The 25,173-nt window shown below is 65.0% G+C and carries 23 protein-coding genes and 2 riboswitches; of the genes, 15 read left to right on the forward strand and 8 right to left on the reverse strand.

What is annotated here, in order from left to right; genetic code table 11:
- Positions 1-168, forward strand: a 168-nt coding sequence (locus NDO48_RS24150) for a formate--tetrahydrofolate ligase (RefSeq protein WP_267322566.1), incomplete at its 5' end; no start/stop codon positions are given.
- A 172-nt stretch (positions 169-340) separates the two neighbouring features.
- Here the strand turns inward: NDO48_RS24150 and NDO48_RS24155 are convergent.
- Positions 341-1,510, reverse strand: coding sequence for an acyl-CoA dehydrogenase family protein (locus NDO48_RS24155; RefSeq protein WP_051091977.1), 1,170 nt, complete (start codon positions 1,508-1,510; stop codon positions 341-343).
- A 165-nt stretch (positions 1,511-1,675) separates the two neighbouring features.
- On the opposite strand from NDO48_RS24155, the gene NDO48_RS24160 reads away from it, so the two are divergent.
- Positions 1,676-2,368, forward strand: coding sequence for a winged helix-turn-helix transcriptional regulator (locus NDO48_RS24160; RefSeq protein ID WP_018429079.1), 693 nt, complete (start codon positions 1,676-1,678; stop codon positions 2,366-2,368).
- On the opposite strand, the gene NDO48_RS24165 is transcribed toward NDO48_RS24160, so the two are convergent.
- From NDO48_RS24165 to NDO48_RS24175, 3 genes are all read right to left on the reverse strand, one after another.
- Positions 2,365-2,826, reverse strand: coding sequence for a GFA family protein (locus tag NDO48_RS24165; protein ID WP_018429080.1), 462 nt, complete (start codon positions 2,824-2,826; stop codon positions 2,365-2,367). The genes NDO48_RS24160 and NDO48_RS24165 overlap by 4 nt on opposite strands.
- A 143-nt stretch (positions 2,827-2,969) precedes the next feature.
- Complete coding sequence (locus tag NDO48_RS24170) at positions 2,970-3,443, reverse strand: 6,7-dimethyl-8-ribityllumazine synthase (RefSeq protein WP_267322533.1); 474 nt, start codon at positions 3,441-3,443, stop codon at positions 2,970-2,972.
- Positions 3,444-3,519: 76 nt separating this feature from the next.
- Positions 3,520-3,666: riboswitch (FMN riboswitch) on the reverse strand.
- A gap of 59 nt (positions 3,667-3,725) precedes the next feature.
- Positions 3,726-4,280: a sugar O-acetyltransferase gene (locus NDO48_RS24175; protein WP_026227416.1), complete on the reverse strand. Its 555-nt coding sequence runs from the start codon at positions 4,278-4,280 to the stop codon at positions 3,726-3,728.
- 153 nt (positions 4,281-4,433) lie between these two features.
- Between NDO48_RS24175 and NDO48_RS24180 the strand changes: the two genes are divergently transcribed.
- On the forward strand, positions 4,434-4,898 hold the full coding sequence (locus NDO48_RS24180) for a DUF4126 domain-containing protein (protein ID WP_267322534.1): 465 nt from the start codon (positions 4,434-4,436) through the stop codon (positions 4,896-4,898).
- Positions 4,895-6,277 (forward strand): FAD-containing oxidoreductase, encoded by a 1,383-nt coding sequence (locus NDO48_RS24185; RefSeq protein WP_267322535.1) that lies wholly within the window; start codon positions 4,895-4,897, stop codon positions 6,275-6,277. Before NDO48_RS24180 ends, NDO48_RS24185 begins: the two co-directional genes overlap by 4 nt.
- 103 nt (positions 6,278-6,380) lie before the next feature.
- On the opposite strand, the gene NDO48_RS24190 is transcribed toward NDO48_RS24185, so the two are convergent.
- Positions 6,381-7,148 carry an isocitrate lyase/PEP mutase family protein gene (locus NDO48_RS24190; RefSeq protein ID WP_267322536.1) on the reverse strand — a complete coding sequence of 256 codons (768 nt, stop codon included), beginning with the start codon at positions 7,146-7,148 and terminating at the stop codon, positions 6,381-6,383.
- A 210-nt stretch (positions 7,149-7,358) separates the two neighbouring features.
- On the reverse strand, positions 7,359-7,814 hold the full coding sequence (locus NDO48_RS24195; protein WP_267322537.1) for a MarR family winged helix-turn-helix transcriptional regulator: 456 nt from the start codon (positions 7,812-7,814) through the stop codon (positions 7,359-7,361).
- A gap of 170 nt (positions 7,815-7,984) precedes the next feature.
- On the opposite strand from NDO48_RS24195, the gene NDO48_RS24200 reads away from it, so the two are divergent.
- Positions 7,985-10,447 carry a membrane-bound PQQ-dependent dehydrogenase, glucose/quinate/shikimate family gene (locus NDO48_RS24200; RefSeq protein WP_267322538.1) on the forward strand — a complete coding sequence of 821 codons (2,463 nt, stop codon included), beginning with the start codon at positions 7,985-7,987 and terminating at the stop codon, positions 10,445-10,447.
- Positions 10,448-10,495: 48 nt separating this feature from the next.
- Here the strand turns inward: NDO48_RS24200 and NDO48_RS24205 are convergent, their stop codons facing one another.
- Positions 10,496-11,401 (reverse strand): DMT family transporter, encoded by a 906-nt coding sequence (locus tag NDO48_RS24205; protein WP_267322539.1) that lies wholly within the window; start codon positions 11,399-11,401, stop codon positions 10,496-10,498.
- A 96-nt stretch (positions 11,402-11,497) separates the two neighbouring features.
- Here NDO48_RS24205 and NDO48_RS24210 point away from each other — a divergent pair, with 96 nt between their 5' ends.
- The 8 genes from NDO48_RS24210 (at position 11,498) to NDO48_RS24245 (ending at position 20,701) form a co-directional block, all read left to right on the forward strand.
- Positions 11,498-12,355 carry a LysR substrate-binding domain-containing protein gene (locus NDO48_RS24210; RefSeq protein WP_018429089.1) on the forward strand — a complete coding sequence of 286 codons (858 nt, stop codon included), beginning with the start codon at positions 11,498-11,500 and terminating at the stop codon, positions 12,353-12,355.
- A 134-nt stretch (positions 12,356-12,489) separates the two neighbouring features.
- Positions 12,490-13,656 carry an MFS transporter gene (locus tag NDO48_RS24215; RefSeq protein WP_267322540.1) on the forward strand — a complete coding sequence of 389 codons (1,167 nt, stop codon included), beginning with the start codon at positions 12,490-12,492 and terminating at the stop codon, positions 13,654-13,656.
- A gap of 32 nt (positions 13,657-13,688) precedes the next feature.
- Positions 13,689-13,896, forward strand: a riboswitch (cobalamin riboswitch).
- A gap of 107 nt (positions 13,897-14,003) precedes the next feature.
- Positions 14,004-14,819 (forward strand): ABC transporter ATP-binding protein, encoded by an 816-nt coding sequence (locus NDO48_RS24220; RefSeq protein ID WP_267322541.1) that lies wholly within the window; start codon positions 14,004-14,006, stop codon positions 14,817-14,819.
- Positions 14,820-14,837: 18 nt separating this feature from the next.
- The gene (locus NDO48_RS24225) at positions 14,838-15,782 is read left to right on the forward strand and encodes an ABC transporter substrate-binding protein (RefSeq protein WP_267322542.1); all 945 of its coding nucleotides are present in this window, start codon (positions 14,838-14,840) and stop codon (positions 15,780-15,782) included.
- Between the two features lie 53 nt (positions 15,783-15,835).
- Positions 15,836-16,843 carry a FecCD family ABC transporter permease gene (locus NDO48_RS24230; protein ID WP_267322543.1) on the forward strand — a complete coding sequence of 336 codons (1,008 nt, stop codon included), beginning with the start codon at positions 15,836-15,838 and terminating at the stop codon, positions 16,841-16,843.
- Positions 16,844-17,086: 243 nt separating this feature from the next.
- The gene (locus NDO48_RS24235) at positions 17,087-19,276 is read left to right on the forward strand and encodes an anthranilate synthase (RefSeq protein ID WP_018429094.1); all 2,190 of its coding nucleotides are present in this window, start codon (positions 17,087-17,089) and stop codon (positions 19,274-19,276) included.
- 68 nt (positions 19,277-19,344) lie between these two features.
- Positions 19,345-20,301 (forward strand): cation diffusion facilitator family transporter, encoded by a 957-nt coding sequence (locus tag NDO48_RS24240; RefSeq protein WP_018429095.1) that lies wholly within the window; start codon positions 19,345-19,347, stop codon positions 20,299-20,301.
- A 100-nt stretch (positions 20,302-20,401) separates the two neighbouring features.
- Positions 20,402-20,701 (forward strand): putative quinol monooxygenase, encoded by a 300-nt coding sequence (locus NDO48_RS24245; RefSeq protein ID WP_267322567.1) that lies wholly within the window; start codon positions 20,402-20,404, stop codon positions 20,699-20,701.
- A gap of 115 nt (positions 20,702-20,816) precedes the next feature.
- On the opposite strand, the gene NDO48_RS24250 is transcribed toward NDO48_RS24245, so the two are convergent.
- Positions 20,817-21,806: a Bug family tripartite tricarboxylate transporter substrate binding protein gene (locus tag NDO48_RS24250; RefSeq protein ID WP_267322544.1), complete on the reverse strand. Its 990-nt coding sequence runs from the start codon at positions 21,804-21,806 to the stop codon at positions 20,817-20,819.
- 182 nt (positions 21,807-21,988) lie between these two features.
- Between NDO48_RS24250 and NDO48_RS24255 the strand changes: the two genes are divergently transcribed.
- Entirely contained in the window at positions 21,989-23,071 is a 1,083-nt protein-coding gene (locus NDO48_RS24255; RefSeq protein ID WP_051091914.1) for an AbrB family transcriptional regulator, read from the forward strand.
- Between the two features lie 357 nt (positions 23,072-23,428).
- Positions 23,429-25,096, forward strand: coding sequence for a 2-isopropylmalate synthase (gene leuA / locus NDO48_RS24260; RefSeq protein ID WP_018429100.1), 1,668 nt, complete (start codon positions 23,429-23,431; stop codon positions 25,094-25,096).
- Positions 25,097-25,173 lie beyond the last annotated feature (77 nt).

Consider the following 25,173-nt stretch of genomic DNA (forward strand, 5'->3'; position numbering starts at 1 on the left):
GCCCCCGTCGACCATGTGGTGCCGGTGCGTGAGGTCAGGCTGTCGGCCGGCGCCGGCTTCGTCGTCGCCATCTGCGGCGAGATCATGACCATGCCGGGCCTGCCCAAGGCGCCGTCATCGGAAAAGATCTTCCTCAACGAACAGGGACAGATCGAAGGCCTGTTCTGAGGCGAAACCAACATTCCAAGACGAAGGGGCGAGGCCGCAAGGCCCCGCCCCTTTTCATTTCAGAAGGCCAAGGTTGGTGTCTACGGCCCACCCATCTGCAAACCGCACCCGCCACGGGTGCCCGTGGCGGACGCATTTCAGGAACAACCTGGCATCAGCCGGGAGGCTGCCTTCAAAAGATCGTATCGACCGGCAACCCCAGCGCCATCGCTCCAGTGTAGCGGGCCTGCGGGCCGGCCTGCAGCGGGTGGAAACGCGCGGCCTGCATGTCGCGGAAGCGGCGCTCGAGGCCCTTGTCGCGGTAGAAGGAGGCGCCACCGGCGAGTTCCATGGCGAGCTCGACCACCTCGAGGCCATGGCGGGCGACCAGCGAGCGGCCGATCATCACCTCGTTGACGCTTTCCGCCGATGGCGTGTTGCGCTCGGCCGTCTCGATCATCGAGCGATGCGCCATCTGGGCCGCGCGCAAGGCGGTGTCCATGCGTCCGGCAAGGGTGAGCGTGGTCTCGCCTGCCTGCTTCTTCCTGGTGATCTCGACAGCGATGTCACGGGCGCTTTCGGCGACCCCGAGATAGACCGCATAGATCAGCGGAAAGGCGATGGTGGCGATGATCTGGAACACCGGATGCCAGTGGCCCGGCGCGCGTGAGAAGGCAACGGAAGCATCCGGCACGAACAGCCCGTCGATGACGACGTCGTTGGAGCCGGTGCCGCGCATGCCCAATGTATGCCAGTTGTCCATGACGCTGACCTCCGGCGCCCGCATCGGCACGCCGAAATGGATGACCTTTTCGGTGCCGTCCTCGGCGCAGGCGATCGCCCCGGTCATCAGGATGTCGCCGGCAGCCGCACCCGAAGTGAAGACCTTGCGCGCGGTGATGCGATAGCCGCCCTCGACCTTCTCGGCCTTGCCCGAGCCGCCGATCCAGTCGGACCCGCCGCTGGAGAGCAGGATGATCCTCTCTGTTGCGACGCGCTTGAGCAAGGGTTCGACGGCGGCGACATTCTGGTAGCGCCAGCGCCAGGCGGGGATCGCCACCTGGTGGGTGTGCATGGCAAAGGCCAGCGCGGTCGAACCGCAGGACTGCGCCATGATGCGCAGCATTTCCGAGAGTTCGCGCAGGCCGGCCCCGCCGCCGCCCAGTTCGAGCGGCACGCCCGCCTGAACCAGGCCGGCTTGCTTGAGAAGCGCATAGTTGTCGGCGACGAAACGGTCGCCCTCGTCGAACTTGGGAGCACGTTCGCCAAGGACGGAAGCGAGGTCGTGGGCCACGCCCACGACGTCGGTCGGCACTGCATGTCCGCCGGCGGTTGCCAGCGCGGATTCTGCTACATTCCTCATCATGCTGTCTCCAGTTGAAACGGCAGGCGGGCGGAGAATTGCGCCTGAGACGAGCGCGGTCCAGTTCAGGAACTGAATCGCCGTCTGGCCGGTCAGACTTATGGGCTAGATGCGGGAAAGCAGCTTTTGCGCTATAAGACGCACGTTGCCTGCGCATGGTGCGAGATGAGCGATCGCGGCGGTTACGGCCAGTTTTGCCCGGTTTCGATGGCGTCGGAGGTGCTGTGCACCCGCTGGACGGCTTTGGTCGTGCGCGAAATGCTGATGGGATCGAGCCGTTTCAACGATCTGCGCCGCGGCGTGCCGCGCATGTCGCCGGCACTGCTGTCCAAGCGGCTGAAGGAACTGGAGCGTGCCGGCGTGATCCACACCGAGCGCGGCGGCTCAGGCAGTGTCGAATACCGGCTGACCGAAGCCGGCGAAGACCTGCGGCCGATCATCCTCGGCCTCGGCGAATGGGGGCACCGCTGGGTCGAAAGCCAGCTAACCCTCAGGAATCTCGACCCTTCGCTCTTGATGTGGGACATGCGGCGCAACCTCAATCCCGAGCCTTTGCCGCCGCAGCGCTGCACGATTCACTTTCTGTACCCCGAAGTGTCGAAATCCCAGCAGAACTGGTGGCTGGTGGTCGATGACGGCACGGTCGACCTGTGCAATTCCGACCCCGGCTTCGAGGTCGACCTGCAGGTCACCGGCTCGCTGCGCAGCATGACGGCGGTCTGGATGGGGCTGGCGCGGCTGAGCCAGGAGATCGATTCCGGCCATCTCGAACTCGACGGCGACGACCGCATCGCCCGCGCCATGCAGGCATGGCTGGGCCTGAGCAGCTTCGCGCCGGTGGCGAGGCGGGTCCCCTAGCTCGCCGCCCAGGCCTGGTATTCGTGCATCAGCGGCTCAAGCTCTTCCATTCCAGGAAACTCCGGGAAGCTCCTGACAGCGCCGGTTTCGGCAAACGACATCCTGGTCTTGGTGAAGGTTTCCATGAACGGCCTGAACCAGGCCGTGTCCTCAAGCATGGTCGGCCGCACATTGACGAACCAGTCGACGCCGACGACGCGGGTGAACATCCACGTCTTGCAATGGTCGCAGAACTGGTGGTGCAACTGCTCGCCATGCGCCCCGCCGACGACGGTTTCGCCCTTGGTGACGGCAAAGCCGTCGGCAGGCACCATCGCCGTCAGCGAATAGGCCGAGGACGACATCTTCTGGCAGCCGGGGCAATGGCAGGCCGCGGTGCAGATCGGCGCCTTCGACACCTCGATCTCGACTCGCCCGCAGCGGCACGCGCCCTTGAGCGGCAGTGGAATGGACGGCATGGCGAACTCCCCTGATGATGCAGCGCGATCATGCGATGCGGGGGCTTGGAAGCCTAGGCCTACAATCGTCTTTTCGGTGCGGCGTGCCATCGCAGGGGCCGTCGGCCCTCCCCAAAAAGGGGAGAGCCGGGTGCGCGTTCGCGTCAGGCGGCGATCAGCGCACGCGCCTTGAGCAGCTCGACGCAGGCATTGGCGGCTTCCTTGCCCTTGACCTTGAAGTGGTCGAAGAAGAAGCGGTGATGCTCGGCGCTGTCATGGTAGTTGTGCGGGGTCAGCACCGCCGAGAGAACCGGCACCCCGGTCTGCAGCTGTACGTTCATCATGCCGTCGAGCACGGCATGCGCCACGAAGTCGTGGCGGTAGATGCCGCCATTGACGACGAAGGCAGTGCCGAGGATCGCCTGATGGCGGCCGGTTTCGGCCAGCGTCTTGGCAAACAGCGGGATCTCGTAGGCGCCGGGCACGTCATAAATGTCGACGGCGATACGGCCGTCCGACAGCTTCTCGATCTCGGAGCTGAAGGCCTTGACGCATTCGTCGACGATGTCGGCATGCCAGCGCGCCCGGATCACGGCAACGCGGGTCGTATCGAAGTCTTTCGGGGATTGCTGATTCATGGGTCCATCCTTCCGTTTCGAACCAGAATCAGGACGCACGAGACGGAATCCCGGCGGCTCGCGCCTCCGCTTTCCCGTTCGTTCTCTTCCATCCGGACTGTGACCGTCGGCTCCGGAGTCGCACCGGATCTGCTGACCCTCCAGTTGCCTGGAGGCGCTCGCGGGCTTGGATTCGAAAACCCTTACCGCCGGTGGGGACTTTCACCCCGCCCTGAGAACATTAACGCCATCCGATATGGCGGCGACCCGGCCCACTGTCAACGTCAGGAATAATAGTTTCCGCTATCTGGCGAGCGGACGTGCCGGATTGCCGACGACTGTCGCGCCCGCCGCAACGCTCTTCGTCACCACCGAGCCGGCGCCGACGATGGCGTTGTCGCCGATCTCGATGCCGCCAAGCAGGATGGCGCTGCCGCCGACCCATACGTTGCGGCCGAGGGTGACCGGCCTGCCGATCTCAAGGCCGACCCGGCGCAGCACCGGGTCCTTGTGATGCTCGGGGCAGTAGATCTGCACGCCGGGGCCAAACATCGTGCCCTCGCCTATGCGCACCGGCGCCGTATCGAGGATGGTGCAGCCGGCATTGAGGAACACGCCCTCGCCCAGATGGATGTTGAAACCATAGGCACAATGGAACGGCGCCTCGATGCGGCAGCCGGCGCTGGCCGCGCCGAGCAGCTTGCGGAGAGCGGGCGCGATGTCGCCGCGCGCTGACGGCGGCAGCGAATTGTGCTCGAAGATGGCGTTGGCGGCGGCAAGGCGCAGCGCGTCGAGTTCGGCGTCGACGCAATTGTACCACGCGCCGGCGGCCATCTTGTCGCGTTCGCTCGTTGCCATGTCAGCGTTCCTTTCCCGTTCGTCCAGCCAAACCACAGAAAGGCTCATGCTGCAAAGGTTGAAGCCCTGCTGCTCTGGCGAAACCATGTGGCTGTGCTAGCCTCCGGCAAAGTGCACTTTTGGTACCGGCCATAACCACCAGGGGGACAACGTATGGCAATCTACCTTCTCGCACTGCTCATCGGGTTGGTTGCCGGCCTCAGGGCCATGACCGCCCCGGCGGCTGTCGCCTGGGGCGCCTGGCTCGGCTGGCTGCCGGTCGCCGGTACCTGGGCAAGCTTCATGGGCCACTGGATCACGGTTGCGATCTTCACGCTTCTGGCGCTGGTCGAACTGGTGACCGACCAGTTGCCCTCGACGCCCAGCCGCAAGGTGCCGCAGCAATTCGGCGCACGTATCGTCATGGGGGCGCTTGCCGGCGCCGTCATCGGCACGCTGGGAGGGGCTGCGATCGGCGGACTGGCCGCCGGCATCATCGGCGCCATTTTGGGTACGCTCGGCGGCGCGGCTGTGCGGGCGAGCCTCGCAAAATCCTTCGGCAAGGACCTGCCGGCGGCGCTGATCGAGGATGCCGTGGCGATACTCGCCGCACTGCTGATCGTAAGCATGGCAGCATGAGCCCCGCCCAGAAATTCGACGCCATCATCATCGGCTGCGGCCAGGCCGGGCCGCCGCTGGCCGGACGTCTGGCGGCAGCGGGGCAGACGGTGGCGCTGATCGAGCGCAAGCTTGTCGGCGGCACCTGCGTCAACACGGGCTGCAAGCCGACCAAGACCATGGTGGCGAGCGCCTACGCCGCCCATCTCGCCCGATCAGGCGCCGACTATGGCGTTTCGACCGGCCCCGTCTCGGTCGACATGAAGGCGGTGAAGGCACGCAAGGACAAGGTGACGGTCGATTCCCGCGCCAGCCTGGAAGGCTGGATCGCCGGCATGAAGGGCTGCACGCTCTATCGCGGTCATGCCCGTTTCGAGGGACCGCATGAGGTGCGCGTCGGCGACGACCTGCTCCATGGCGAGCGCATCTTCATCAATGTCGGCGGCCGCGCCAACATCCCCGATATGCCTGGTATCGACGACGTCACCTACCTGACCAACACCTCGATGATGGAGGTCGACTTCCTGCCCCGCCATCTCGTCGTGGTCGGCGGCAGCTATATCGGGCTGGAATTCGCCCAGATGTTCCGCCGCTTCGGCGCGCAAGTGACCGTCGTCGAAAAAGGCCCGCGACTGGTCTCGCGCGAAGACGAGGATGTGTCGGACGCGGTGAAGGGCATACTCGAGAACGAGGGCATCGCACTCAGGCTCGACGCTGAATGCATCAGCTTCGCTCCTCACCCTGATGGCGTGACCGTCGGCGTCGACTGCACGTCAGGCGACCGCGCGGTGACGGGTTCGCATGTGCTTCTGGCCATCGGCCGCAAGCCCAACACCGACGACCTTGGTCTCGACCGGGCGGGCGTCGCCATGGACAAGCGAGGGTACATCGAGGTCGACGACCGGCTCAGGACCAATGTCCCGCACATCTGGGCGATGGGCGACTGCAACGGCAAGGGCGCCTTCACCCACACCTCCTACAACGACTTCGAGATCGTCACCGCCAACCTTCTGGACAACGACCCGCGCAAGGTCAGCGACCGCATCGAAGCCTATGGGCTCTACATCGACCCGCCGCTCGGCCGCGCCGGCATGACCGAGGCGGCGGCGCGCAAGAGCGGCCGCAAGGTGCTTTCAGGCCAGCGGCTGATGACACGCGTCGGCCGCGCCGTCGAAAAGGGCGAGACGCAAGGCTTCATGAAGATCCTTGTCGATGCCGACACAAGGCAAATTCTCGGCGCCTCGGTGCTGGGCACCGGCGGTGACGAGGCGATCCATGCGGTGCTCGACCTGATGTACGCCAAGGCGCCAATCGAGACGCTGCAGCGCGCGGTGCACATCCATCCAACGGTGTCGGAGCTTCTGCCGACGATTGCCATCGAGCTGAAGCCGCTGGACTAGAGCAATTCCAGGAAAAGTTCGCAGCGGTTTTCCCAGGAATTGCGCAAGCAACCTCTAGGCCAGGCCCGTCCCGACAACTCCGGGACGGGCCTTTCTCTTCGGTCTACTCGAAGGCAGCCCGCGCCTTGGCCTCCAGCCATTCGGCCATCTGGCGATAGGGCACCGGACCGTAGCTGATGCGGGCGACGCCGAGCTCGGCGAGCTTTGCCTTCGGCGGCACGTGGGCGAGCGCGATGATGTTGACGGGAAGCGGCACGGCCGCACACAGCCTGCCGATCAACCGCTCGACGCCGAGACCGGGAGCAAAGAAGCCATGCGCGCCGGCCTTGGCGTAGGCCTGGGCACGTTCGATCGCCGCGTCGACATGCGCGTCGTTGTGATCGTCGTATTTTTCCTTGAGGAAGATGTCGGTGCGGGCGTTGATGAAGGCAGGGATGCCCGACGCCTTGACGGCTTCCGCCACGGCCGAAATCCGTTCGGCCTGAAGCGCAATGTCGTGCAGGCCGCTGCCACCGACGACCTGGTCCTCGAAATTGAAGCCGATGACCCCTTCGGCCAGCGCCCGCGTCACGGTCGCGGCGACCGCCTCGGGCTCGATGCCATAGCCACCTTCGAGGTCCATGGTGACAGGCAGGTCGGTGGCGGCGACGATGCGGCGGATGTTGTAGAGCGCGAGGTCGAGCGGGATCTTTTCGCCATCGGCAAAACCAAAGGCGGCCGCCACCGGCCAGCTGCCCGTGGCAATCGCCTTGGCGCCGGCCTTGGCGACGATGTTGGCGCTGCCCGGATCCCAGATGTTGTAGAGCACCACCGGGTCGCCCTTCACGTGCAGGGCATGGAAGGCCTTGGCCTTGTCGATCTGGCTGGTCATGGAATTCGCCTCTTTGGGTGATTGAGGGCCGAAACCTATCAGCGTGAGGCATTCTGGCCATAGCACAGAACACGGTAAGTGAGTTGCCAGAAACAGGGGTAATCGCTGCTGACTGGGTCGAAGACATCGCGTCAGCTCTAACGGCATGGCCGCAACCGCCGCGACCCAAGTCCAGGTCGAGGAACACCCCTTGATCCCGGATGACGGGCGTCAGCTCTCGTCGGGTTCCGCCGCGAGCAGCCGCGCCTCGAGCCGTTCCAGCAGCGTGACGGCGATTTCCAGTTCGTGCTCGTCTTCGCCGGCAAGGAGATCGTTGCGCAGGCGCTCGAAGATCCGCTCGATCTTGATGACGCGGGCGCGCCCGGCATCGGTGAGCGACAGGATCTTGGCGCGGCGGTCGCCGGGATCGCCGACACGCACGATCAGCCCGTCGGCGGCAAGGATATCGACGATGCGCACCAGCGACGGCCCCTCAAAACCGAGATGATCGGCAATCACGCCCTGGCGGATGTTGTCGCCCAACCGCGACAGCGTCACCAGCGGCATGGCGGTGGCGTGCGACAGCCCGCAATCGTCGAGCGCATGGTCGGCCGCGCGCCGCCACAGCCGGGCGACCGATGTGACATTCTTGGCGAAATTGGCGCGTGCGGCGGAGGCATTGGACATTCGAGAAAGATAGCATATTATCTATTAGGATGCGATTAGATTCTTGAAGATAGAAAAAGCGCGACGGCCGGGCGAGGAGACGTACGCGCAAGACCTGCAAGAGCAATCGCAGCCGACGTCACCCATCCGGGCGGCGTCGAACCGTCCGATAATCTTCGCAGGTAACCAAAATGGCAGAACAACAGAAAAGCGGGAGCGGCGGCAGCTGGCTTCTGGTTCTATTCGGCCTGCTCATGGTCATCATCGGGGCACCGCTCGTTTATGGCGGCGTCCAGCTGATCGGCCTGGGTGGATCGTGGTATTACGCGCTCGCCGGCCTCGGCGTCATCGCTTCAGGCATCCTCTACATCATGCGCCGCAAGGCAGGCCTCTGGCTCTACGGCTTCGTCTTCCTGGCGACCGTCGCCTGGGCGCTGTGGGAATCCGGCCTCGAATTCTGGCCGCTGATCCCGCGCCTGGTGGCACCCGCCGTCATCGCCATCCCGGCGCTGTTGCTCGCCCCCCTCTTCCCGACCCGCGCCGGCACCCCCCGCCCCGGCAAGGCTGCTCCTTTCGCGCTCGCAGCCCTTTTGGTCGCGGCACTTGCGGCAACCGCCTTCTATGGCTTTACCCCGCATGGCGTTGTCAGCAACACGCTGGCTTCAGCCGAGCCCAAGCCGACGGTGCCGCCGGCCGCCGCAAGCGCCACCGACTGGCGCCACTACGGCCGCACCCCGGCGGGCACGCGCTATGCGCCGATCGACCAGATCAACCGCGACAACGTCCACAAGCTCGAGGTCGCCTGGACCTTCCGCTCGGGCGACACCCCTCAGGGCAGCGCGCAGGACCAGAACACGCCGCTGTTCGTCGACGACACGCTCTACACCTGTTCGCCCAACAACATCGTCCATGCGCTGAACCCGGATACGGGCGACGTGAAGTGGAAGTTCGATCCCAAGGCGAAGTCGCCGCTGTGGCAGCGCTGCCGCGGCGTGAGCTACTACGAGCCGGGTCCGGCGACGGCTGAGGCAGGAGCCGCCGCGCCGGCCAATGCGGCTGCCCCCGCCGATCCGCTGGCGCCGGCAAGCCCGGTCGCGCAGACAACGCCGGTCGCCCAGGCCAACGCCTGTGCCGCCCGCATCGTCATGACCACCATCGACGCCCGCCTGATCCAGCTCGACGCCAAGACCGGCGAGCTGTGCCAGGATTTCGGCACCGGCGGCATCGTCGATCTCAAGCAGGGCATGGGCGAGATCAAGGACGGCTTCTACTTCCAGACCTCGGCGCCCACCGTCATGCGCGACCTGATCATGGTCGGCGGCTGGGTGTGGGACAATGTCGAGACAGGCGAACCCTCGGGCGCAGTGCGCGCCTTCTCGGCCCGCACCGGCGAGCTGGTCTGGGCCTGGGATCTCGGCAACCCCGCAATCACCAAGCTGCCGCCGGAAGGCGAAAGCTACACGCGCGGCACGCCCAACGTCTGGTCGACGCCGGCCTATGACGAAGCCCTTGGTCTCGTCTACCTGCCGACCGGCAACGCGACGCCCGACTTCTTTGGCGCGCATCGCTCCAAGGCAGCCGAAGACTACACCGCCTCGGTCGTAGCGCTGGATATCGCCACGGGCCGCGAGCGCTGGAAGTTCCAGACCGTGCATCACGACATCTGGGACTACGACGTTCCTGCCCAGCCGGCACTCTACGACGTGCCCGATGGCAAGGGCGGCACCGTTCCGGCGCTGATCCAGATCACCAAGCGCGGGCAGATCTTCATGCTCGACCGCCGCGACGGCAAGCCGATCGCCGAGGTCGAGGAGCGCCCAGTACCGCAGACCGGCGGCGTGCCGGAGGACTTCCTGTCGCCGACGCAGCCCTATTCGGTCGGCATGCCCGAGATCGGCACCGCGCCCTTCACCGAGGCGAGGATGTGGGGTGCGACGCCCTACGACCAGCTCTACTGCCGCATCGAGTTCAAGAAGATGCGTTACGAAGGTGAGTTCACGCCTCCCGGCCTGACACGCTCGATCATCTTCCCAGGCTATTACGGCGGCATGAACTGGGGCAGTGCGGCGATCGACGAGGCGCGTGGCCTGCTGATCGTCAACGACATCCGCATGCCGCAGTTCGCCCAGCTGATGCCGCGCGAGGAGACCGACAACTATGGCGGCTCGGCAGCCCATGATGGCCTGTCGCAGCAGAAGGGCACGCCCTATGGCGCCATGAAGAACGGCTTCATGTCGCCGCTCGGCGTTCCCTGCCACCAGCCGCCTTACGGCACCTTCACCGGCATCGACCTGAAAACCCGCCAGATCGCCTGGCAGGTTCCGGCCGGCACGCTTGAAGATACCGGTCCGCTCGGCTTGAAGATGGGCCTGCAGATCCCGATCGGCATGCCGACGCTTGGCGGCCCCATCGCCACTTCGGGCGGCGTCGTCTTCTACGCCGGCACGCAGGACTACTATCTGCGCGCGCTCGACGTGGAGACCGGCAAGGAACTGTGGAAGGGCCGCATGCCTGTTGGCGCGCAGTCGACCCCGATGACCTTCGTCTCGCACGAGAGCGGAGCGCAATATGTGGTGATTTCCGCCGGCGGAGCGCGCCAGTCGCCCGACCGCGGCGACTACATCGTCGCCTACCGGCTGCCCAAGCAGAACTGATTGCTCAGGGCATAGATATTGAAAGGGGCGCCTCAGGGCGCCCCTTTTTCATTTCTGGCTGGCGAAGGCCGTGCCGCCCCGGCGCACAGGCAACCGCCAGCCGAGCCGCACGCCCAGCGTGGCGACCGCGATCAGGACCATGCCCAGTCCCTGGGCGATGCCGATGGGATGGTCGTAGATCGCCCAGTCGATGATGATGGCGACGACCGGATAGACGAAGGTGAGCACGCCGATGACTGGCGTCGAAAGCCTGGGATAGGACGAAAACATCATCACATAGGCGATGCCGGTATGAAGCACGCCGATGCCGACAAGCCAGCCCCATGAGGCGGGCGCGATGTCACCGGCAAAATTGGCGAAGGGCGCGAGCATGACCACGCCGACCACCGTCTGGCACAGCACCGTGATCTCGGGCCGCTGCTCGCCCAGGCCCTTGGCCAGGATCGTGACGACCGCGTAGAGGAAGGCGCCGCCGAGCGCCATGGCGATGCCGATCATCCAGGTCGTCGTGACCGGATTGTCCGAGACGACGAGGCCGCTGGCCAGCACGACACCGAAGAAGGCAGCCGCCATCCAGGCGATCTGGTCGGCGGTGATGCGCTCCTTGAGGAACAACACGCCGATCAGCACCACGAAGAACGGCTGGATGTGGTAGACGATGGTCATCACCGCAATCGAGGTCTTGGCGAAGCCGGCGAAGAAGGCCGTCCAGCTGAACACCATGCAGACGCCGCACAGCGCGGCGCGCGCCAGGCGGCTCCAGGACAGCGAATTGTCAGGCAGATAGCCGCGCAAAAAACACCAGGCGCCGAGAAACAGCGAGCCGAACAGGCAGCGCCAGAAGACCGTCGTGACCGGGTCGACGCCCGCCTCGGTGACGAAGGCGCCGACAGTGCCTGCAATCGCCATGGCGACAGTGAGGTTGAGGGCGGGAAAGCGGGAGATGTTGGTCATGCTGGTCTTCCTTGGCGACACCCAAACAAGCCCTGATTGACGATTTCATTCAAACGAATAGATTTGGCGAACCCTATTCGAAATGCTGATACCGCCATGGCAATGCCGCTCGACCTCGACCTGCTCAGGACCTTCGTCGCCGTTGCCGACAGCGGCAGCTTTTCCAATGCCGCCGCGCGCGTCGGCCGCAGCCAGTCAGCGGTCAGCATGCAGATGCAGCGGCTGGAGCAGAGCGTCGGCAAGCAACTGCTCGTCCGCGGGCCGCGCGCGGTGACCACCAATGCGATCGGCGAGGAGATGCTGGCCTATGCCCGCCGCCTGCTGAAACTGTCGGACGAAGCCTGGGCCAGCGTCACCCGGCCCGAGGAAGCCGGCAGCGTGCGGCTCGGCGTGCCTGATGATTATGCCGCCTTCCTGCTGCCGCCGGTGCTGTCCCGCTTTGCCGCAGCCCACCCGCTGGTCAATGTCGAACTTGTCTGCGAGCAGTCGACCTCGCTGATCAAGACCTTCGCCGACGGCAAGCTCGACCTTGCCATCATCACCCGCAGCCCCGAACAGGCCATCGAGGTGCTGCAGCGCGAGCGCCTGGTCTGGGTCGCCTCGCCCAACCATGTCGCCTGGGAGATTGATCCCCTGCCCGTCGCCCTGTTCGAGCCGGGCAGCTTGGCGCGACGCATCGTGCTGCAGGTGCTGGGTGCCGCCGACCGCTCGTTCCGCAGCACCTATTCCAGCGCCAGCCTGCTTGGGCTGATCGCCGTCGTGCAGGCGGGACTGGCAGTCGCCGGCCTCGCCCAGCGCAGCGTGCCGCCCAGCTTGCGCATCATCGGCGAAGCCGAAGGCCTGCCGCCCCTGCCGGAGATGGAAATCGGCATCCTGCGCAACCCGCAGGCCGGCAATTCGGCCGTCGAGCGGCTCTACGAATTCCTTCGCCGCGACCTGACGCAACAGTCCTGACCTAAGCCGGATTGCTGCCGCCAAATGGCTGCCATGCACGGTACGCATTGCTGCAATGCACCAACATCGCTTGCGCCGTGGCCGGCATGAGGAAAAAGTAGACCTAAATCGTTTCAGCTCCCCCGAGTCCGCCCATGCCCTTGCCGATCCTCGCTCTGGCCGTTGCATCCTTTTGCATCGGCACCACCGAATTCGTGATCATGGGGCTGTTGCCTGAGGTCGCAGCCGACCTCGGCGTATCGATCCCGGCCGCCGGCCTTCTGGTCACCGGCTACGCGCTCGGCGTCGTCATCGGCGCCCCGATCATCGCCATCGGCACGGCGAAACTACCGCGCAAGCCGGTGCTGATCGGCCTTGCCATGCTGTTCGTGCTCGGCAACCTGCTCTGCGCCGTAGCTCCCACCTACTGGACGCTGATGGCGGCGCGCGTCATCACCGCGCTTGGCCACGGTGCCTTCTTCGGCATCGGCTCGGTCGTGGCGGCAAGCCTTGTGCCTGCCAACAAGCGCGCCAGCGCCATCGCCCTGATGTTCGCCGGCCTGACGCTCGCCAACATTTTGGGCGTGCCCGGCGGCACCGCGCTCGGCGAGGCCTTCGGCTGGCGCATGACCTTCTACGCCGTCGTCGTCATCGGCCTGATCTCGGTCGCGGCCATCGCCTTCATGGTGCCGGCCGGTGTCGCCCCTCCCGGCAAGGGCGGCGTGGCGGGCGAGGTCAAGGTGCTGGGCAAGCTGCAGGTCTGGCTCGCCATGATCATCTCGGCCTTGGCATCGGGCAGCCTGTTTGCCGTCTTCACCTACATCAAGCCGATCCTGACCGACGTCACCGGTCTGTCGGTTGAATCAGTCACCTGGATCCTGCTTTTGTTCGGCGGCGGCATGACTATCGGCAACATCATCGGCGGCAAGCTGGCAGACTGGAAGCTGATGCCGACGGCCATCGGCGCACTGGTGGTGATGGCGGCGATCCACGTCGCCTTTGCCGAACTCAGCACTTCGGCGCCGGCGGCGATCCTGCTCGTCTTCATGTGGGGCGTCATCACCTTCGTCATCGTGCCGCCGATGCAGATGCGCGTCGTCGAAACCGCATCCGAAGCGCCGAACCTCGCCGCCACCCTCAACCAGGGCGCCTTCAATGCCGGCAATGCCGCCGGCGCCTGGGTCGGCGGTGCGGCAATTTCGATGGGCGTAAGCTATGCCGACCTGCCGCTCGTCGGCGCCGCCATCGCGCTCTCCGCCTTCGGCGTCGCCGTGTTTTCCTTCGCCATCGAGCGCCGTGACGCAATTCAGCAGGCGGCATGACGCTTTAGCGATTGTCAGCATCCCGTCGCTGCTGTAGCGACGACAGTGATGGTTCCTGCCGTCTCCAGGCGGCAGGTTAAATGGGAACACGGTGAGACGTCCTCGACGCGAAACCGTGGCTGCCCCCGCAACTGTGAGCGGATAGCAATTCGGAAAACTGCCACTGGTCGTCAGGCCGGGAAGGCTCCGAGGCGCGATCACCCGCAAGCCAGGAGACCTGCCATCATCCGATTAACTCAACCGGCCGGGGTGTGCCGCGGAGATGATGATGGTTGCGACTGCCCTTTTCGGTACCGGCGCGCTGACCGGATCGTTCTGCCTGCTCCGCCTGATCGCGGAGACAGGGCATGCTCGATCGCGTCCACGCCGCTAGCCGCCTTGTCGGCTCGACCCCGGCACTTCTCGAACTCGACGGCGTAAGCTGGGGGCCGCGCGCTTCCAGGCCCATCCTCGAACCGGTGACGTTGTCGGTCGCGCCTGGCGAGTTGCTGGCCATCGTCGGCCCCAATGGCGCCGGCAAGTCGAGCCTGCTGCGCTGCCTCTACCGCTACCACAAGCCGGTTACGGGCACTGTCCGGCTCGACGGCGCCGACATCTGGAAAATGAGGCCGCGCGATTGCGCCCGCCGCATCGCAACCGTGCTGCAGGAAAGCGCCTCCGACTTCGGCCTGACGGTCGCCGAGATCGTCGAGCTTGGCCTGACACCGCATGCGGCCGGCTTCGGCACCAACGGTGACGACTACGAAAAAGTCGAGGCCGCTCTTGCCCTGCTCAGCCTGACCGCCCTTGCTGCGCGCGATTTCAACTCGCTGTCCGGCGGCGAAAAGCAGCGCGTCATGATTGCCCGTGCGCTGGTGCAGCGGCCCGATCTTCTGATCCTCGACGAGCCGACCAACCATTTGGACATCCGCCACCAGCTCGAGGTGCTGGAACTGCTCGGCACTCTCGGCTGCACCGTCATCGTCTCGCTGCACGATCTGGCGCTCGCCTCCGCCCATGCCGACCGCGTGCTGGTGATGGATGGCGGCCACGCGGTCGCCTGCGGCAAACCTGCCGAGATCCTGACGCCCGAGCGCATCCGCCGGAGCTTTGCCGTCGGCGCCACCCTCGACGACCATCCCGTCACCGGCCGCCCGCGCTTTTCCTTCCATCTCGAACGCTGACAAACCAAAGGAGCCCCAATGCGCCTGCCCCTCATCGCCGCCGCCCTGTTCGCCACCTGCGCCTCCTCAATGGCCAGCGGCTTCCCCGTCACCGTCAAGAGCTGCAACCGCGACGTGACCTTCGAAGCCGCGCCCAAGCGCGCCGTCTCGCACGACGTCAACCTGACCGAAATGATGCTGGCGCTCGGCCTCGCCGACCGCATGGTCGGCTATTCCGGCATATCGGGCTGGAAGACGCTGGACGAAAACCTGCGCAAGGGTGTGGGCGAACTGCCCGAGCTCGCGCCGAAATACGTCACCAAGGAAGTGCTGCTCGGCGTCGACACCGATCTGTTCTTCGCCGGCTGGAATTACGGCATGAAGGTTGGCGGCGACGTGACCCCCGAGACGCTCGCGCCCTTCAACATCGCGGTCTACGAGCTGACCGAGAGCTGCATCCACATCATGAAGAAGGACAAGTCATCGCTTCAGGACATGTATGCCGACCTGCTCAATCTCGGCGCGATCTTCGGCGTGCGCGAGAAGGCCGATGCGCTGGTATCCGGCTACGAGAAGGAGCTCGCCAACTTCCAGGCGACGCTGCCCAAGCTCGACAAGCCGGTGAACGTGTTCCTCTACGATTCCGGTGAGCAGAAGCCCTTTACCGCCGGTCGTTACGCCATGCCGACGGCAATCATCGAGGCTGCCGGCGGCAGGAACATCGCCGACGACGTCGAGTCGAGCTGGGCCGAGATCGGCTGGGAGCCTGTCATCGAGCGCAACCCCGACATGGTGGTGATCGTCAACTATGGCGAAGTGACCGCAGAGCAGAAGATCGAGTTCATGCGCACCAACCCGGCCTTCAAGGACATCGCAGCGGTGAAGAACAACCGCTTCTTCGTGCTCGAATACAACGAGGCGACGCCGGGACCGCGCAACATCGCAGCGATCAAGCGACTGGCCGCCGCGATGCGGGCCGGCTGACCGTGTCGCACCGCCACCTCGTCGTAGGGCCGCGACATGTCCTGATCCATGCCATGCCGGCCCTGATCCCGGGGCTGGTGGTCGTGCTCGTCATCGCCATGGTCATCGCCGTCGGCGTCGGCCCGGTGGCGATTCCGCTCGAGACCGTGTGGGGCGTGATCGCCAACAAGCTGATGCCTGGCAGCGTCGAGGTGGTCTGGTCGAGCGGCCGCGAAAACATCGTCTGGGACGTGCGCGCGCCGCGCGTCATCCTGGGAGCTGTCGTCGGCGCATCGCTGGCACTGGTCGGAGCGGCACTGCAATCGGTGACGCGCAACCCGCTTGCCGACCCGCATCTGCTGGGCATTTCGTCGGGCGCGGCCTTCGGCGCCATCATGGCGCTGATCCATGTCGGCATGGTGTTCGGCACGGCAACCGTGCCGGTCTTCGCCTTTGCCGGCGCAATGGCAGCGACGGCGCTGGTGCTGGCGATCGCCAACCTGACGCGGGTGCAGTCTGCCGGGCAGCTGATCCTTGCCGGCGTGGCGGTGAGTTTCATCATCTCCGCCGCTGCCAACCTGTCGATCTTCATCGGCGACCCAAAGGCCGCCCATGTGGCGATCTTCTGGATGCTCGGCGGCCTCGGCCTGGCGCAATGGAGCCACCTGCCCTACCCGCTCATCGCCCTGCTGCTTGGCGGCGCCTGGCTGCTGATGCAGACCCGCAACCTCAACGCCATGACGCTCGGCGACGAGAGCGCGACTGCGCTCGGCATCCCGGCTCGTCGCTTCCGGCTCAAGGTCTTCGTCGTCTGCGCACTGCTGACCGGCTGTGCGGTCGCCTATTCGGGCGTCATCGCCTTCGTCGGCCTGATGATCCCGCACATCGTGCGCTTCTTCGTCGGCGGCGACTACCGCCGGGTTCTGCCGCTGTCGGCGCTGGTCGGAGCCATATTCCTGATCGCCGCCGACATGGCCGCCCGCACCGTGATGCCGCCGCAGGACATGCCGCTCGGCATCGTCACCGGACTGATCGGCGGCGTGGCTTTCGTGGTGCTGATGCGCCGCCGGACAACAAATTGACGGACAGTTGGTAATGCAATGCAACACGACGCAAATCCGGTTGCGCCGCCGATTTTTCGCCGCTATGCATTTGCCCATGAACACGACTTCGCTCCAGAACACTTGGTGGCGGGCCAGCTGACAGCGGCCTCTTGAAGCGCGTGCGCGTGAAAATTGTGGTGGCCGCAACGGGAATTCCGGGCGGCCATTTGCTTTTTTCGAACCAGGCTCCGGAACCTCCAGCGGCAAGAGATGGAGACGGGAATGACGGTGGAAATCCTCGAAAATGGCGCTGAGCGCTTTGTCACCGGAGGTGGCATTGCGATCACGAGAGAGCGCCACGAGACCGCCTATGCCGGGGCGATCGAGACCTATCTCGACGGACTCAACAGCCGGCGTGGCGCGGTCTTTTCCTCGAACTACGAATATCCTGGCCGCTACACCCGCTGGGACACCGCCATCATCGACCCGCCGCTGGTGATCTCGGCCCGCGGCCGCGCCATGAAGATCGAAGCGCTCAACGCGCGCGGCGAAGCCCTGTTGCCCGTCATCGGCAAGACGCTGGCTGCCCTGTCGGAAGTGACAATCGGCGAAACCAGCGCACGCCTGATCAAGCTCGAAGTCGAAACGCCCGGCCGCGTCTTCACCGAGGAAGAGCGCTCGCGCGTGCCTTCGGTGTTCACCGTGCTGCGCGCCATCACCGCCCTGTTCAAGACCGACGACGACAGCAATCTCGGCCTCTACGGCGCCTTCGGCTACGATCTCGCCTTCCAGTTCGACCCCGTCCAGCACAAGCTCGAACGCAAGGAAAGCCAGCGCGACCTGGTGCTGTTCCTGCCCGACGAAATCCTTGTCGTCGACCACTATTCGGCCAAGGCCTGGCACGACCGCTACGACTATGCCGGCGCAGACTTCTCGACCATTGGCGTCGCTCGCGACAGCGTCGTCGAACCGTTCAAGACCTCCGACCGCATTCCGCCGCGCGGCGACCATGAGCCGGGCGAATACGCCCAGCTGGTGCGCCGGGCGATGGACAGCTTCAAGCGCGGCGATCTGTTCGAGGTCGTGCCCGGCCAGATGTTCTACGAGCGCTGCGAGACCGCACCTTCGGAGATTTCGCGTCGGCTGAAGAACATCAATCCCTCGCCCTACTCGTTCTTCATCAACCTCGGCGAAGGCGAATACCTGATCGGCGCGTCGCCCGAAATGTTCGTGCGCGTCAACGGTCGCCGGGTCGAGACCTGCCCGATCTCGGGCACCATCAAGCGCGGCGACGACGCCATCTCCGACTCAGAGCAGATTCTCAAGCTGCTCAACTCGAAGAAGGACGAATCCGAGCTCACCATGTGCTCCGACGTCGACCGCAACGACAAGTCCCGCGTCTGCGAGCCGGGCTCGGTGCGTGTCATCGGCCGCCGCCAGATCGAGATGTATTCGCGCCTGATCCACACCGTCGACCACATCGAGGGCCGCCTGCGCGAGGGCATGGACGCCTTCGACGCGTTCCTCAGCCACGCCTGGGCGGTGACGGTGACGGGCGCGCCCAAGCTCTGGGCCATGCGCTTCATCGAGAACAATGAAAAGAGCCCACGTGCCTGGTATGGCGGTGCGATCGGCATGGTGCATTTCAACGGCGACCTGAACACGGGCCTGACCCTGCGCACCATCCGCATCAAGGACGGCATCGCCGAGGTGCGCGCCGGCGCCACCCTGCTCTACGATTCCGTTCCCGAAGAAGAAGAAGCCGAAACCGAACTGAAGGCCTCAGCCATGCTTTCCGCCATCCGCGACGCCAAGACCGGCAACTCCGCAGGCACCGAGCGCACCACCGCGCGCGTCGGCGAAGGGGTGAAGATCCTGCTCGTCGACCATGAGGACTCCTTCGTCCACACGCTCGCCAACTACTTCCGCCAGACCGGCGCTGACGTCTCGACCGTGCGTTCGCCGGTGCCGGAGGAAATCTTCGACCGCATCAAGCCAGATCTCGTGGTGCTGTCGCCCGGACCCGGCACGCCCAAGGATTTCGACACGGCGGCGACGATCAAGAAGGCGCGCGACCGCGATCTGCCGATCTTCGGTGTGTGCCTGGGCCTGCAGGCGCTGGCCGAAGCCTATGGCGGCGAGCTGCGCCAGCTGGCGGTGCCGATGCACGGCAAGCCGTCGCGCATCCGCGTCTCCAAACCCGGCATCGTCTTCTCCGGCCTGCCCAAGGAAGTGACCGTCGGCCGCTATCACTCGATCTTCGCCGACCCGGTGCGGCTGCCCTCGGACTTCGTCGTCACCGCCGAAACCGAGGACGGCGTCATCATGGCGTTTGAACACAAGAAAGAGCCGATCGCGGCGGTGCAATTCCATCCCGAATCGATCATGACGCTCGGCCATGACGCCGGCATGCGGATGATCGAGAACGTCGTCGCGCACATGCCGCGCAAGGCCAAGGAAAAAGCGGCCTAGCCCGAAATCAAGACCTTTCGCCTCGTGGCCACGCGCCGCGGGGCGAAGCCAGTTACCGAAGCGAGATCATGATCCAGACCGAAACCCAGAGTTCGTCAGCCACCGTTGGCAAGTCGACATCGGCCAAGCAGCGCATCGCCAAGCTTGCCTTCTGGTCGATCATCATCGGCTCGCTGGTGATGGGCCTGAAGTTCCTCGCCTGGCAGCTGACCGGCTCGGTGGCGCTCTATTCGGACGCGCTCGAATCCATCGTCAACGTCGTCGCCGCCATGGCCGCCTTCTGGGCGATCAAGGTCAGCCACAAGCCGGCCGACATGGATCACCAGCACGGCCACCACAAGGCCGAATATTTCTCGGCCGTGCTCGAAGGCGTGTTGATCGTCGTCGCCGCCCTGCTCATCCTGTTCGAGGTCTGGCGCAGCTGGGGCCACCCCATGGACACCCAGCAGTCCTGGCTCGGGCTCGGCATCAACGGCACCGCTGCCGTCATCAACGCGGTGTGGGCAAGCATGCTGATCCGTGTCGGCCGCGCCGAGCGTTCGCCGGCCATGGTCGCCGACGGCCATCACATCATGACCGACGTGGTGACATCGGCCGGCGTGCTGATCGGCCTGGTCGGCGCCATCGCCACCGGTTGGACGATCCTCGATCCGGTTCTCGCCGTCATCGTGGCGCTCAACATCCTGTGGCAGGGCTGGCACGTCATCAGCTCGTCCATGGACGGGCTGATGGACCGCGCCGTCGAACTGGACGAGCACATGCGCATCCGCGACATCATCTCGTCCAACTCGAAGGGCGCCATCGAGGTCCACGACCTCAAGACCCGCATTGCCGGCCGCGCCACCTTCATCGAGTTCCATCTCGTGGTCGACGCCGACATGAGCGTGGGCGACAGCCACGTCATCTGCGACCGCATCGAGGACGCGCTGAAGGAAGAGATCCCCTCGGTGCGCGTCATCATCCATGTCGAGCCCGAGGACGAGGCCAAGCTGCCCAAGGGCACGGTCGCGGTGCCGTTCGCGTAACTGTCAGCAATGACGGCCTCGCTTGTCCCATACGGCTGGACAAATCCGTCAAATGGAAGCTCCATCCCGTCGAACGGATAGGCATATGCGAGGTCCAGAAATGTTCGGCCTGATCGGAAAGATGCGGGCGCAGCCCGGCAAGCGCGACGAGCTGCTTGATATCCTGCTCGCCAGCATCGACGCCATGCCGGGTTGCCTGAGCTATGTGATTGCAAGGGATCCTTCGGATGCCGACGCGATCTGGGTCACGGAAGTCTGGGACAGCAAGGACAGCCACAAGGCGTCGCTGCAGCTGCCCGCGGTGCAAGCCGCGATCAAGCAGGCGATGCCGCTGATCGCAGGCTTCGACACCAGCATCGAGACGGAGCCGGTCGGCGGTTTCGGCCTCGCATCGGTCTGACCCGGGCAAACCAGCCGTTGAATCGGATTGGCAGGCGATTGAGCCAACCGCCTGCCGGACAAGAACAATTCGAGCGGCCATGCCTTCAAGGCTCGAGCATGGCCGGCCCGCAGCATCACTCCATGCTGATGTTGGCGTTCTTGACCACCGGCGCCCATTTGGCGAGCTCGGCCTTCACATGAGCGGCCAGTTCCTCCGGCGTCGAGCCGACGATCCTGGCGCTGAAGCCGTTCATCTTTTCGATGACAGCAGGGTCCTTCATCGCCTTGTTGGCCGAGGCGTTCAGCCGGTCGATCACCTCCTTGGGCGTGCCGGCCGGCGCAAACAGCGCATTCCACGTATAGGTCTCGTAATCAGGCACGCCTGATTCAGCGATGGTCGGAATGTCGGGAAAGGACGCCGCCCGCTCGGCAGTCGTCACGCCCAGCGCCCGCAGCGTGCCGCCCTTGATGTGGGCCGAGGACGACGGCAGGTTGTCGAACATGATCGGCACCTGGTTGCCGACGACATCGTTGAGCGCCGGCCCAGCCCCCTTATAGGGAATGTGCTGTATGTTGACGCCGGCCATGGCCTTGAACAGTTCGCCCGACAGGTGCAGGGGCGTGCCGTTGCCCGACGAGGCATAGGAGTATTTCTCCGGGTCGGCCTTGAGCAGCGCGATCAGTTCCTCGACGTTCTTGGCCGGAAGCGCGGGATTCACCACCAGCACGTTCGGCACCACGACCAGCAGCGACACGGGGGCGAAATCCTTCTCCGGATCGTAGGGCTTGGTCTTGAGGATCAGCGGGTTCAGCGCATGCGTCGCAACCGTGCCCATCAGGATGGTGTAGCCGTCGGGATCGGCGCGGGCGACACGGTCGGCGCCGATGTTGCCGCCGGCGCCGGCAACGTTCTCGACCACCACCTGCTGACCGAGATCGTCGGACATCTTCTGCGCGATGATGCGCCCGACAACGTCGGTCGACCCGCCGGCGGCGAACGGAATGACAAGGGTGACCGGACGGTCGGGGAACTGCTGGGCACCGGCGCCAGGGGCCATGGCGAGCAGCGAGGCAGCGGAAAGCCCGAGGGCCAGCGCCGCACGGCGAGTGAACTTCGAAGTCATCAGTGCGCATCTCCCATCTTTGCGGCAGCACCTCCTTGCCACCGCCTGGACTGCCGAACGTATGAGCTTCGCATACGCTGTCAATTCAACGTTGGGGGCAGATCGAAACACAGCTTTCGATCGCCATCATTCGGCGCCGGCCGGGCCTGACATTTCCGAGCGAATGGGTCTAAGAGGGCATCATGAAGCCCGAACCGCAGCCATCAGCCCCATTGTCCGCCATCAGGCCCTGGCAGCAATGGCTTTTGCTGCTTGCCTGTTCGGTGCTGCTCGCCGGTGCGCTGGAAATGGTCCATCTGCCGGCTGCACTTCTGGTCGGGCCGATGCTGGCGGCGATCGCGCTCGGCAGCAATGGCGCGACCGTCAGGGTGCCGCGATCGCTGTTCATCGCAGCACAGGCGTTGATCGGCTGCCTGGTCGCCAATTCGATCTCGCCGGGCATCTTCTCGACCTTCCTGTCCGAATGGCCGCTGTTCCTGGGATCGGCGATCGCCACCGTCGTTGCCTCGAGCTTCCTCGGCTGGTTCATCTCGCGCCTCAAGGTGCTGCCCGGCACGACCGCTGTGTGGGGTTCGGCGCCGGGCGCGGCCACCGCCATGGTGCTGATGGCAGATGCCTTCGGCGCAGACGCCCGGCTGGTTGCCTTCATGCAGTATCTGCGCGTCATCATGGTTTCGGTGGCGGCAGCCCTGGTGGCGCGCCTTTGGGTCGACACGTCTGATGTAGAGCTCGCAGCCATCGAATGGTTTCCCGCCATTCACTGGCAGGCGTTCGGCGCGATGATTGGCGTTGCCGTCGTCGGCGGTGCGCTCGGCCATGTCCTGCGCATCCCCTCGCCCTATTTCGTCGGCGCGATGATCCTGGGCACGGCACTGCATCTCGGCTTCGGATTGGAGCTGCAATTGCCGGAATGGCTGCTGGCCGTCGGCTACGGCCTGATCGGCTGGTCGATCGGGCTCAACTTCACCCGGCCGATCCTGCGCCACGCCGCGCGCGCCCTGCCCCAGGTGGTAGGCTCCATTGCCGCCCTGATGGCCTTCTGCGGCATGCTGGCCTGGGGCCTGCACCACCTGCTCGGCGTCGACCCACTAACGGCCTATCTGGCCACCAGCCCAGGGGGCATGGATTCGATTGCGATCATCGCCGCTGCCGCCTCCAACGTCGACCTGTCCTTCGTGCTGACGCTGCAGATGCTGCGCTTCCTGCTCGTGCTCATCTTCGGCCCCGCATTGGCGCGGCTGGTGGCACGGACGATCAAGACGTGAGAACAACAGGTCTTCCCCAGCTTGCCCTTGCGCCAGCCGGTGCCCTCCTGTAAGGAAGCGCCATGACTTCGCGCCAGGTTAACAACACCTCCCGTCCGGCCGCTTTTGCGGGCGAGACGCTGCGCGCCCTTTCTTCGGCTCTTCTTCTTCTCGGCCTTATCGGCGATCGCCGGGCTCGTTAAGGGAGCGTCCGGCGGTCGAATTTGCCGCCGAGGCATGTGCTCCTTTGCTCTTCACAACAGAACCGAATTTCTGATTTAAGACCGCTGAAGCATGTGCGCTCTGTCGTGCATGGCGGCCAAGAGAACGAGACCGACAATGAGCAAGACCACTCCCGCGTCCAGCCGCAGCGCCGGCATGCCGTCCGCCGCAGTCAAGTACCAAGCCTATCACAAGATCGACCTGCCGGACCGGACCTGGCCCTCCAGGATCATCGACAAGGCCCCGATCTGGTGCTCGGTCGACCTGCGCGACGGCAACCAGTCGCTCGTCGACCCGATGGGCCACGACCGCAAGGCGCGCATGTTCCAGCTGCTGCTCGACATGGGCTTCAAGGAAATCGAGATCGGCTTCCCATCCGCCTCGCAGACCGACTTCGATTTTGCCCGCTGGTGCATCGAGGAAGGCAACATCGCCGACGACGTGTCGCTGCAGGTTCTCGTTCAGTGCCGGCCGGAACTGATCACCCGCACCTTCGAGGCGCTCGACGGCGCCCACAAGCCGATCGTGCATTTCTACAACTCGACCAGCGAGTTGCAGCGCCGCGTGGTGTTCGCCAAGGATGTCCAGGGCATCAAGCAGATCGCCACCGACGCCGCCAAGATGATCACCGACATGGCCGCCAAGGCCGGCGGCGGCTATCGCTTCGAATATTCGCCCGAGAGCTTCACCGGCACCGAGCTGGAAGTCGCGCTGGAGATCTGCAACGCCGTTGCCGAAATCGTCAAGCCGACGCCCGACAACAAGCTGATCATCAACCTGCCGTCGACCGTCGAGATGGCGACGCCAAACATCTATGCCGATCAGATCGAGTGGATGTGCCGCAACCTCGACAATCGCGACAACCTGATCATCTCGCTGCACCCGCACAACGATCGCGGCACCGGCATCGCCGCCACCGAACTCGGCCTGATGGCGGGCGCCGACCGTGTCGAAGGTACGCTGTTCGGCAATGGCGAGCGCACCGGCAACGTCGACGTCGTGACGCTGGCGCTCAACATGTTCACCCAGGGCATCGACCCCATGCTCGACTGCTCCGACATCGAGCGGATCAAGCAGGTCTACGAATATTCGAACCAGATGGTCATTCCGGAGCGCCACCCTTATGTCGGCGAGCTGGTCTACACCGCCTTCTCCGGCTCGCATCAGGACGCCATCAACAAGGGCATGAAGGCGATCAAGGTTGCCAACAAGCCGTTGTGGGAAGTGCCTTACCTGCCGATCGACCCGCAGGACGTAGGCCGCAGCTACGAGGCGATCATCCGCATCAACTCGCAGTCCGGCAAGGGCGGCATCGCCTATGTGCTCCAGGCCGATTACGGCCTCAATCTGCCGCGCTCGCTGCAGGTCGAGTTCAGCCAGGACATCCAGGCGATCACCGACAGCGAAGGCAAGGAAGTCTCGCCCAAGCGCATCCATGAGCGTTTCCTCGAGGTCTATGTCGACCAGCCGGCCGCGCGCCTGAAGTTCGTCGATCACCAGACCTTCCCCGACACGGTGCTCAAGGGTCGCCGCGTCGTCGAGGCGACCATCACCGACAACGGCAAGGAAATGGTGATCTCCGGCACCGGCAACGGCCCCATCGACGGCTTCGTCGACGCCCTTTCCCGCCACCTCGGCATCGACCTGTCTGTGCTCGACTATTCCGAGCACTCGATCCAGCGCGGCTCGAACGCCGCCGCCATCTGCTACATGGAGGTGGAATATCCCGGTGGCCGCCTGTTCGGCGCCGGCATCAACACCAACATCGTGGCGGCCTCGCTCGAAGCGGTGGTATCGGCAGCCAATCGAATCCTGGCGCGCTGAATGCAGGCACGGCAAGCCGTCGGGAAATCGATCCCGGCTTTCGGACAGGCTTGTTAAGGTTAATGCCAGATCAAATG

It is taken from the genome of Aminobacter sp. MET-1, from assembly GCF_026521175.1.
Taxonomy (GTDB): Bacteria; Pseudomonadota; Alphaproteobacteria; order Rhizobiales; family Rhizobiaceae; genus Aminobacter.

Excerpts from the sequence above, each read along its gene's own strand:
- NDO48_RS24155 (WP_051091977.1), bottom strand. The coding sequence starts at position 1,510 with ATGAGGAATGTAGCAGAATCCGCGCTGGCAACCGCCGGCGGACATGCA.
- NDO48_RS24160 (WP_018429079.1), top strand. The coding sequence starts at position 1,676 with ATGAGCGATCGCGGCGGTTACGGCCAGTTTTGCCCGGTTTCGATGGCG.
- NDO48_RS24165 (WP_018429080.1), bottom strand. The coding sequence starts at position 2,826 with ATGCCGTCCATTCCACTGCCGCTCAAGGGCGCGTGCCGCTGCGGGCGA.
- NDO48_RS24170 (WP_267322533.1), bottom strand. The coding sequence starts at position 3,443 with ATGAATCAGCAATCCCCGAAAGACTTCGATACGACCCGCGTTGCCGTG.
- NDO48_RS24175 (WP_026227416.1), bottom strand. The coding sequence starts at position 4,280 with ATGGCAACGAGCGAACGCGACAAGATGGCCGCCGGCGCGTGGTACAAT.
- NDO48_RS24180 (WP_267322534.1), top strand. The coding sequence starts at position 4,434 with ATGGCAATCTACCTTCTCGCACTGCTCATCGGGTTGGTTGCCGGCCTC.
- NDO48_RS24185 (WP_267322535.1), top strand. The coding sequence starts at position 4,895 with ATGAGCCCCGCCCAGAAATTCGACGCCATCATCATCGGCTGCGGCCAG.
- NDO48_RS24190 (WP_267322536.1), bottom strand. The coding sequence starts at position 7,148 with ATGACCAGCCAGATCGACAAGGCCAAGGCCTTCCATGCCCTGCACGTG.
- NDO48_RS24195 (WP_267322537.1), bottom strand. The coding sequence starts at position 7,814 with ATGTCCAATGCCTCCGCCGCACGCGCCAATTTCGCCAAGAATGTCACA.
- NDO48_RS24200 (WP_267322538.1), top strand. The coding sequence starts at position 7,985 with ATGGCAGAACAACAGAAAAGCGGGAGCGGCGGCAGCTGGCTTCTGGTT.
- NDO48_RS24205 (WP_267322539.1), bottom strand. The coding sequence starts at position 11,401 with ATGACCAACATCTCCCGCTTTCCCGCCCTCAACCTCACTGTCGCCATG.
- NDO48_RS24210 (WP_018429089.1), top strand. The coding sequence starts at position 11,498 with ATGGCAATGCCGCTCGACCTCGACCTGCTCAGGACCTTCGTCGCCGTT.
- NDO48_RS24215 (WP_267322540.1), top strand. The coding sequence starts at position 12,490 with ATGCCCTTGCCGATCCTCGCTCTGGCCGTTGCATCCTTTTGCATCGGC.
- NDO48_RS24220 (WP_267322541.1), top strand. The coding sequence starts at position 14,004 with ATGCTCGATCGCGTCCACGCCGCTAGCCGCCTTGTCGGCTCGACCCCG.
- NDO48_RS24225 (WP_267322542.1), top strand. The coding sequence starts at position 14,838 with ATGCGCCTGCCCCTCATCGCCGCCGCCCTGTTCGCCACCTGCGCCTCC.
- NDO48_RS24230 (WP_267322543.1), top strand. The coding sequence starts at position 15,836 with ATGCCGGCCCTGATCCCGGGGCTGGTGGTCGTGCTCGTCATCGCCATG.
- NDO48_RS24235 (WP_018429094.1), top strand. The coding sequence starts at position 17,087 with ATGACGGTGGAAATCCTCGAAAATGGCGCTGAGCGCTTTGTCACCGGA.
- NDO48_RS24240 (WP_018429095.1), top strand. The coding sequence starts at position 19,345 with ATGATCCAGACCGAAACCCAGAGTTCGTCAGCCACCGTTGGCAAGTCG.
- NDO48_RS24245 (WP_267322567.1), top strand. The coding sequence starts at position 20,402 with ATGTTCGGCCTGATCGGAAAGATGCGGGCGCAGCCCGGCAAGCGCGAC.
- NDO48_RS24250 (WP_267322544.1), bottom strand. The coding sequence starts at position 21,806 with ATGACTTCGAAGTTCACTCGCCGTGCGGCGCTGGCCCTCGGGCTTTCC.
- NDO48_RS24255 (WP_051091914.1), top strand. The coding sequence starts at position 21,989 with ATGAAGCCCGAACCGCAGCCATCAGCCCCATTGTCCGCCATCAGGCCC.
- leuA (WP_018429100.1), top strand. The coding sequence starts at position 23,429 with ATGCCGTCCGCCGCAGTCAAGTACCAAGCCTATCACAAGATCGACCTG.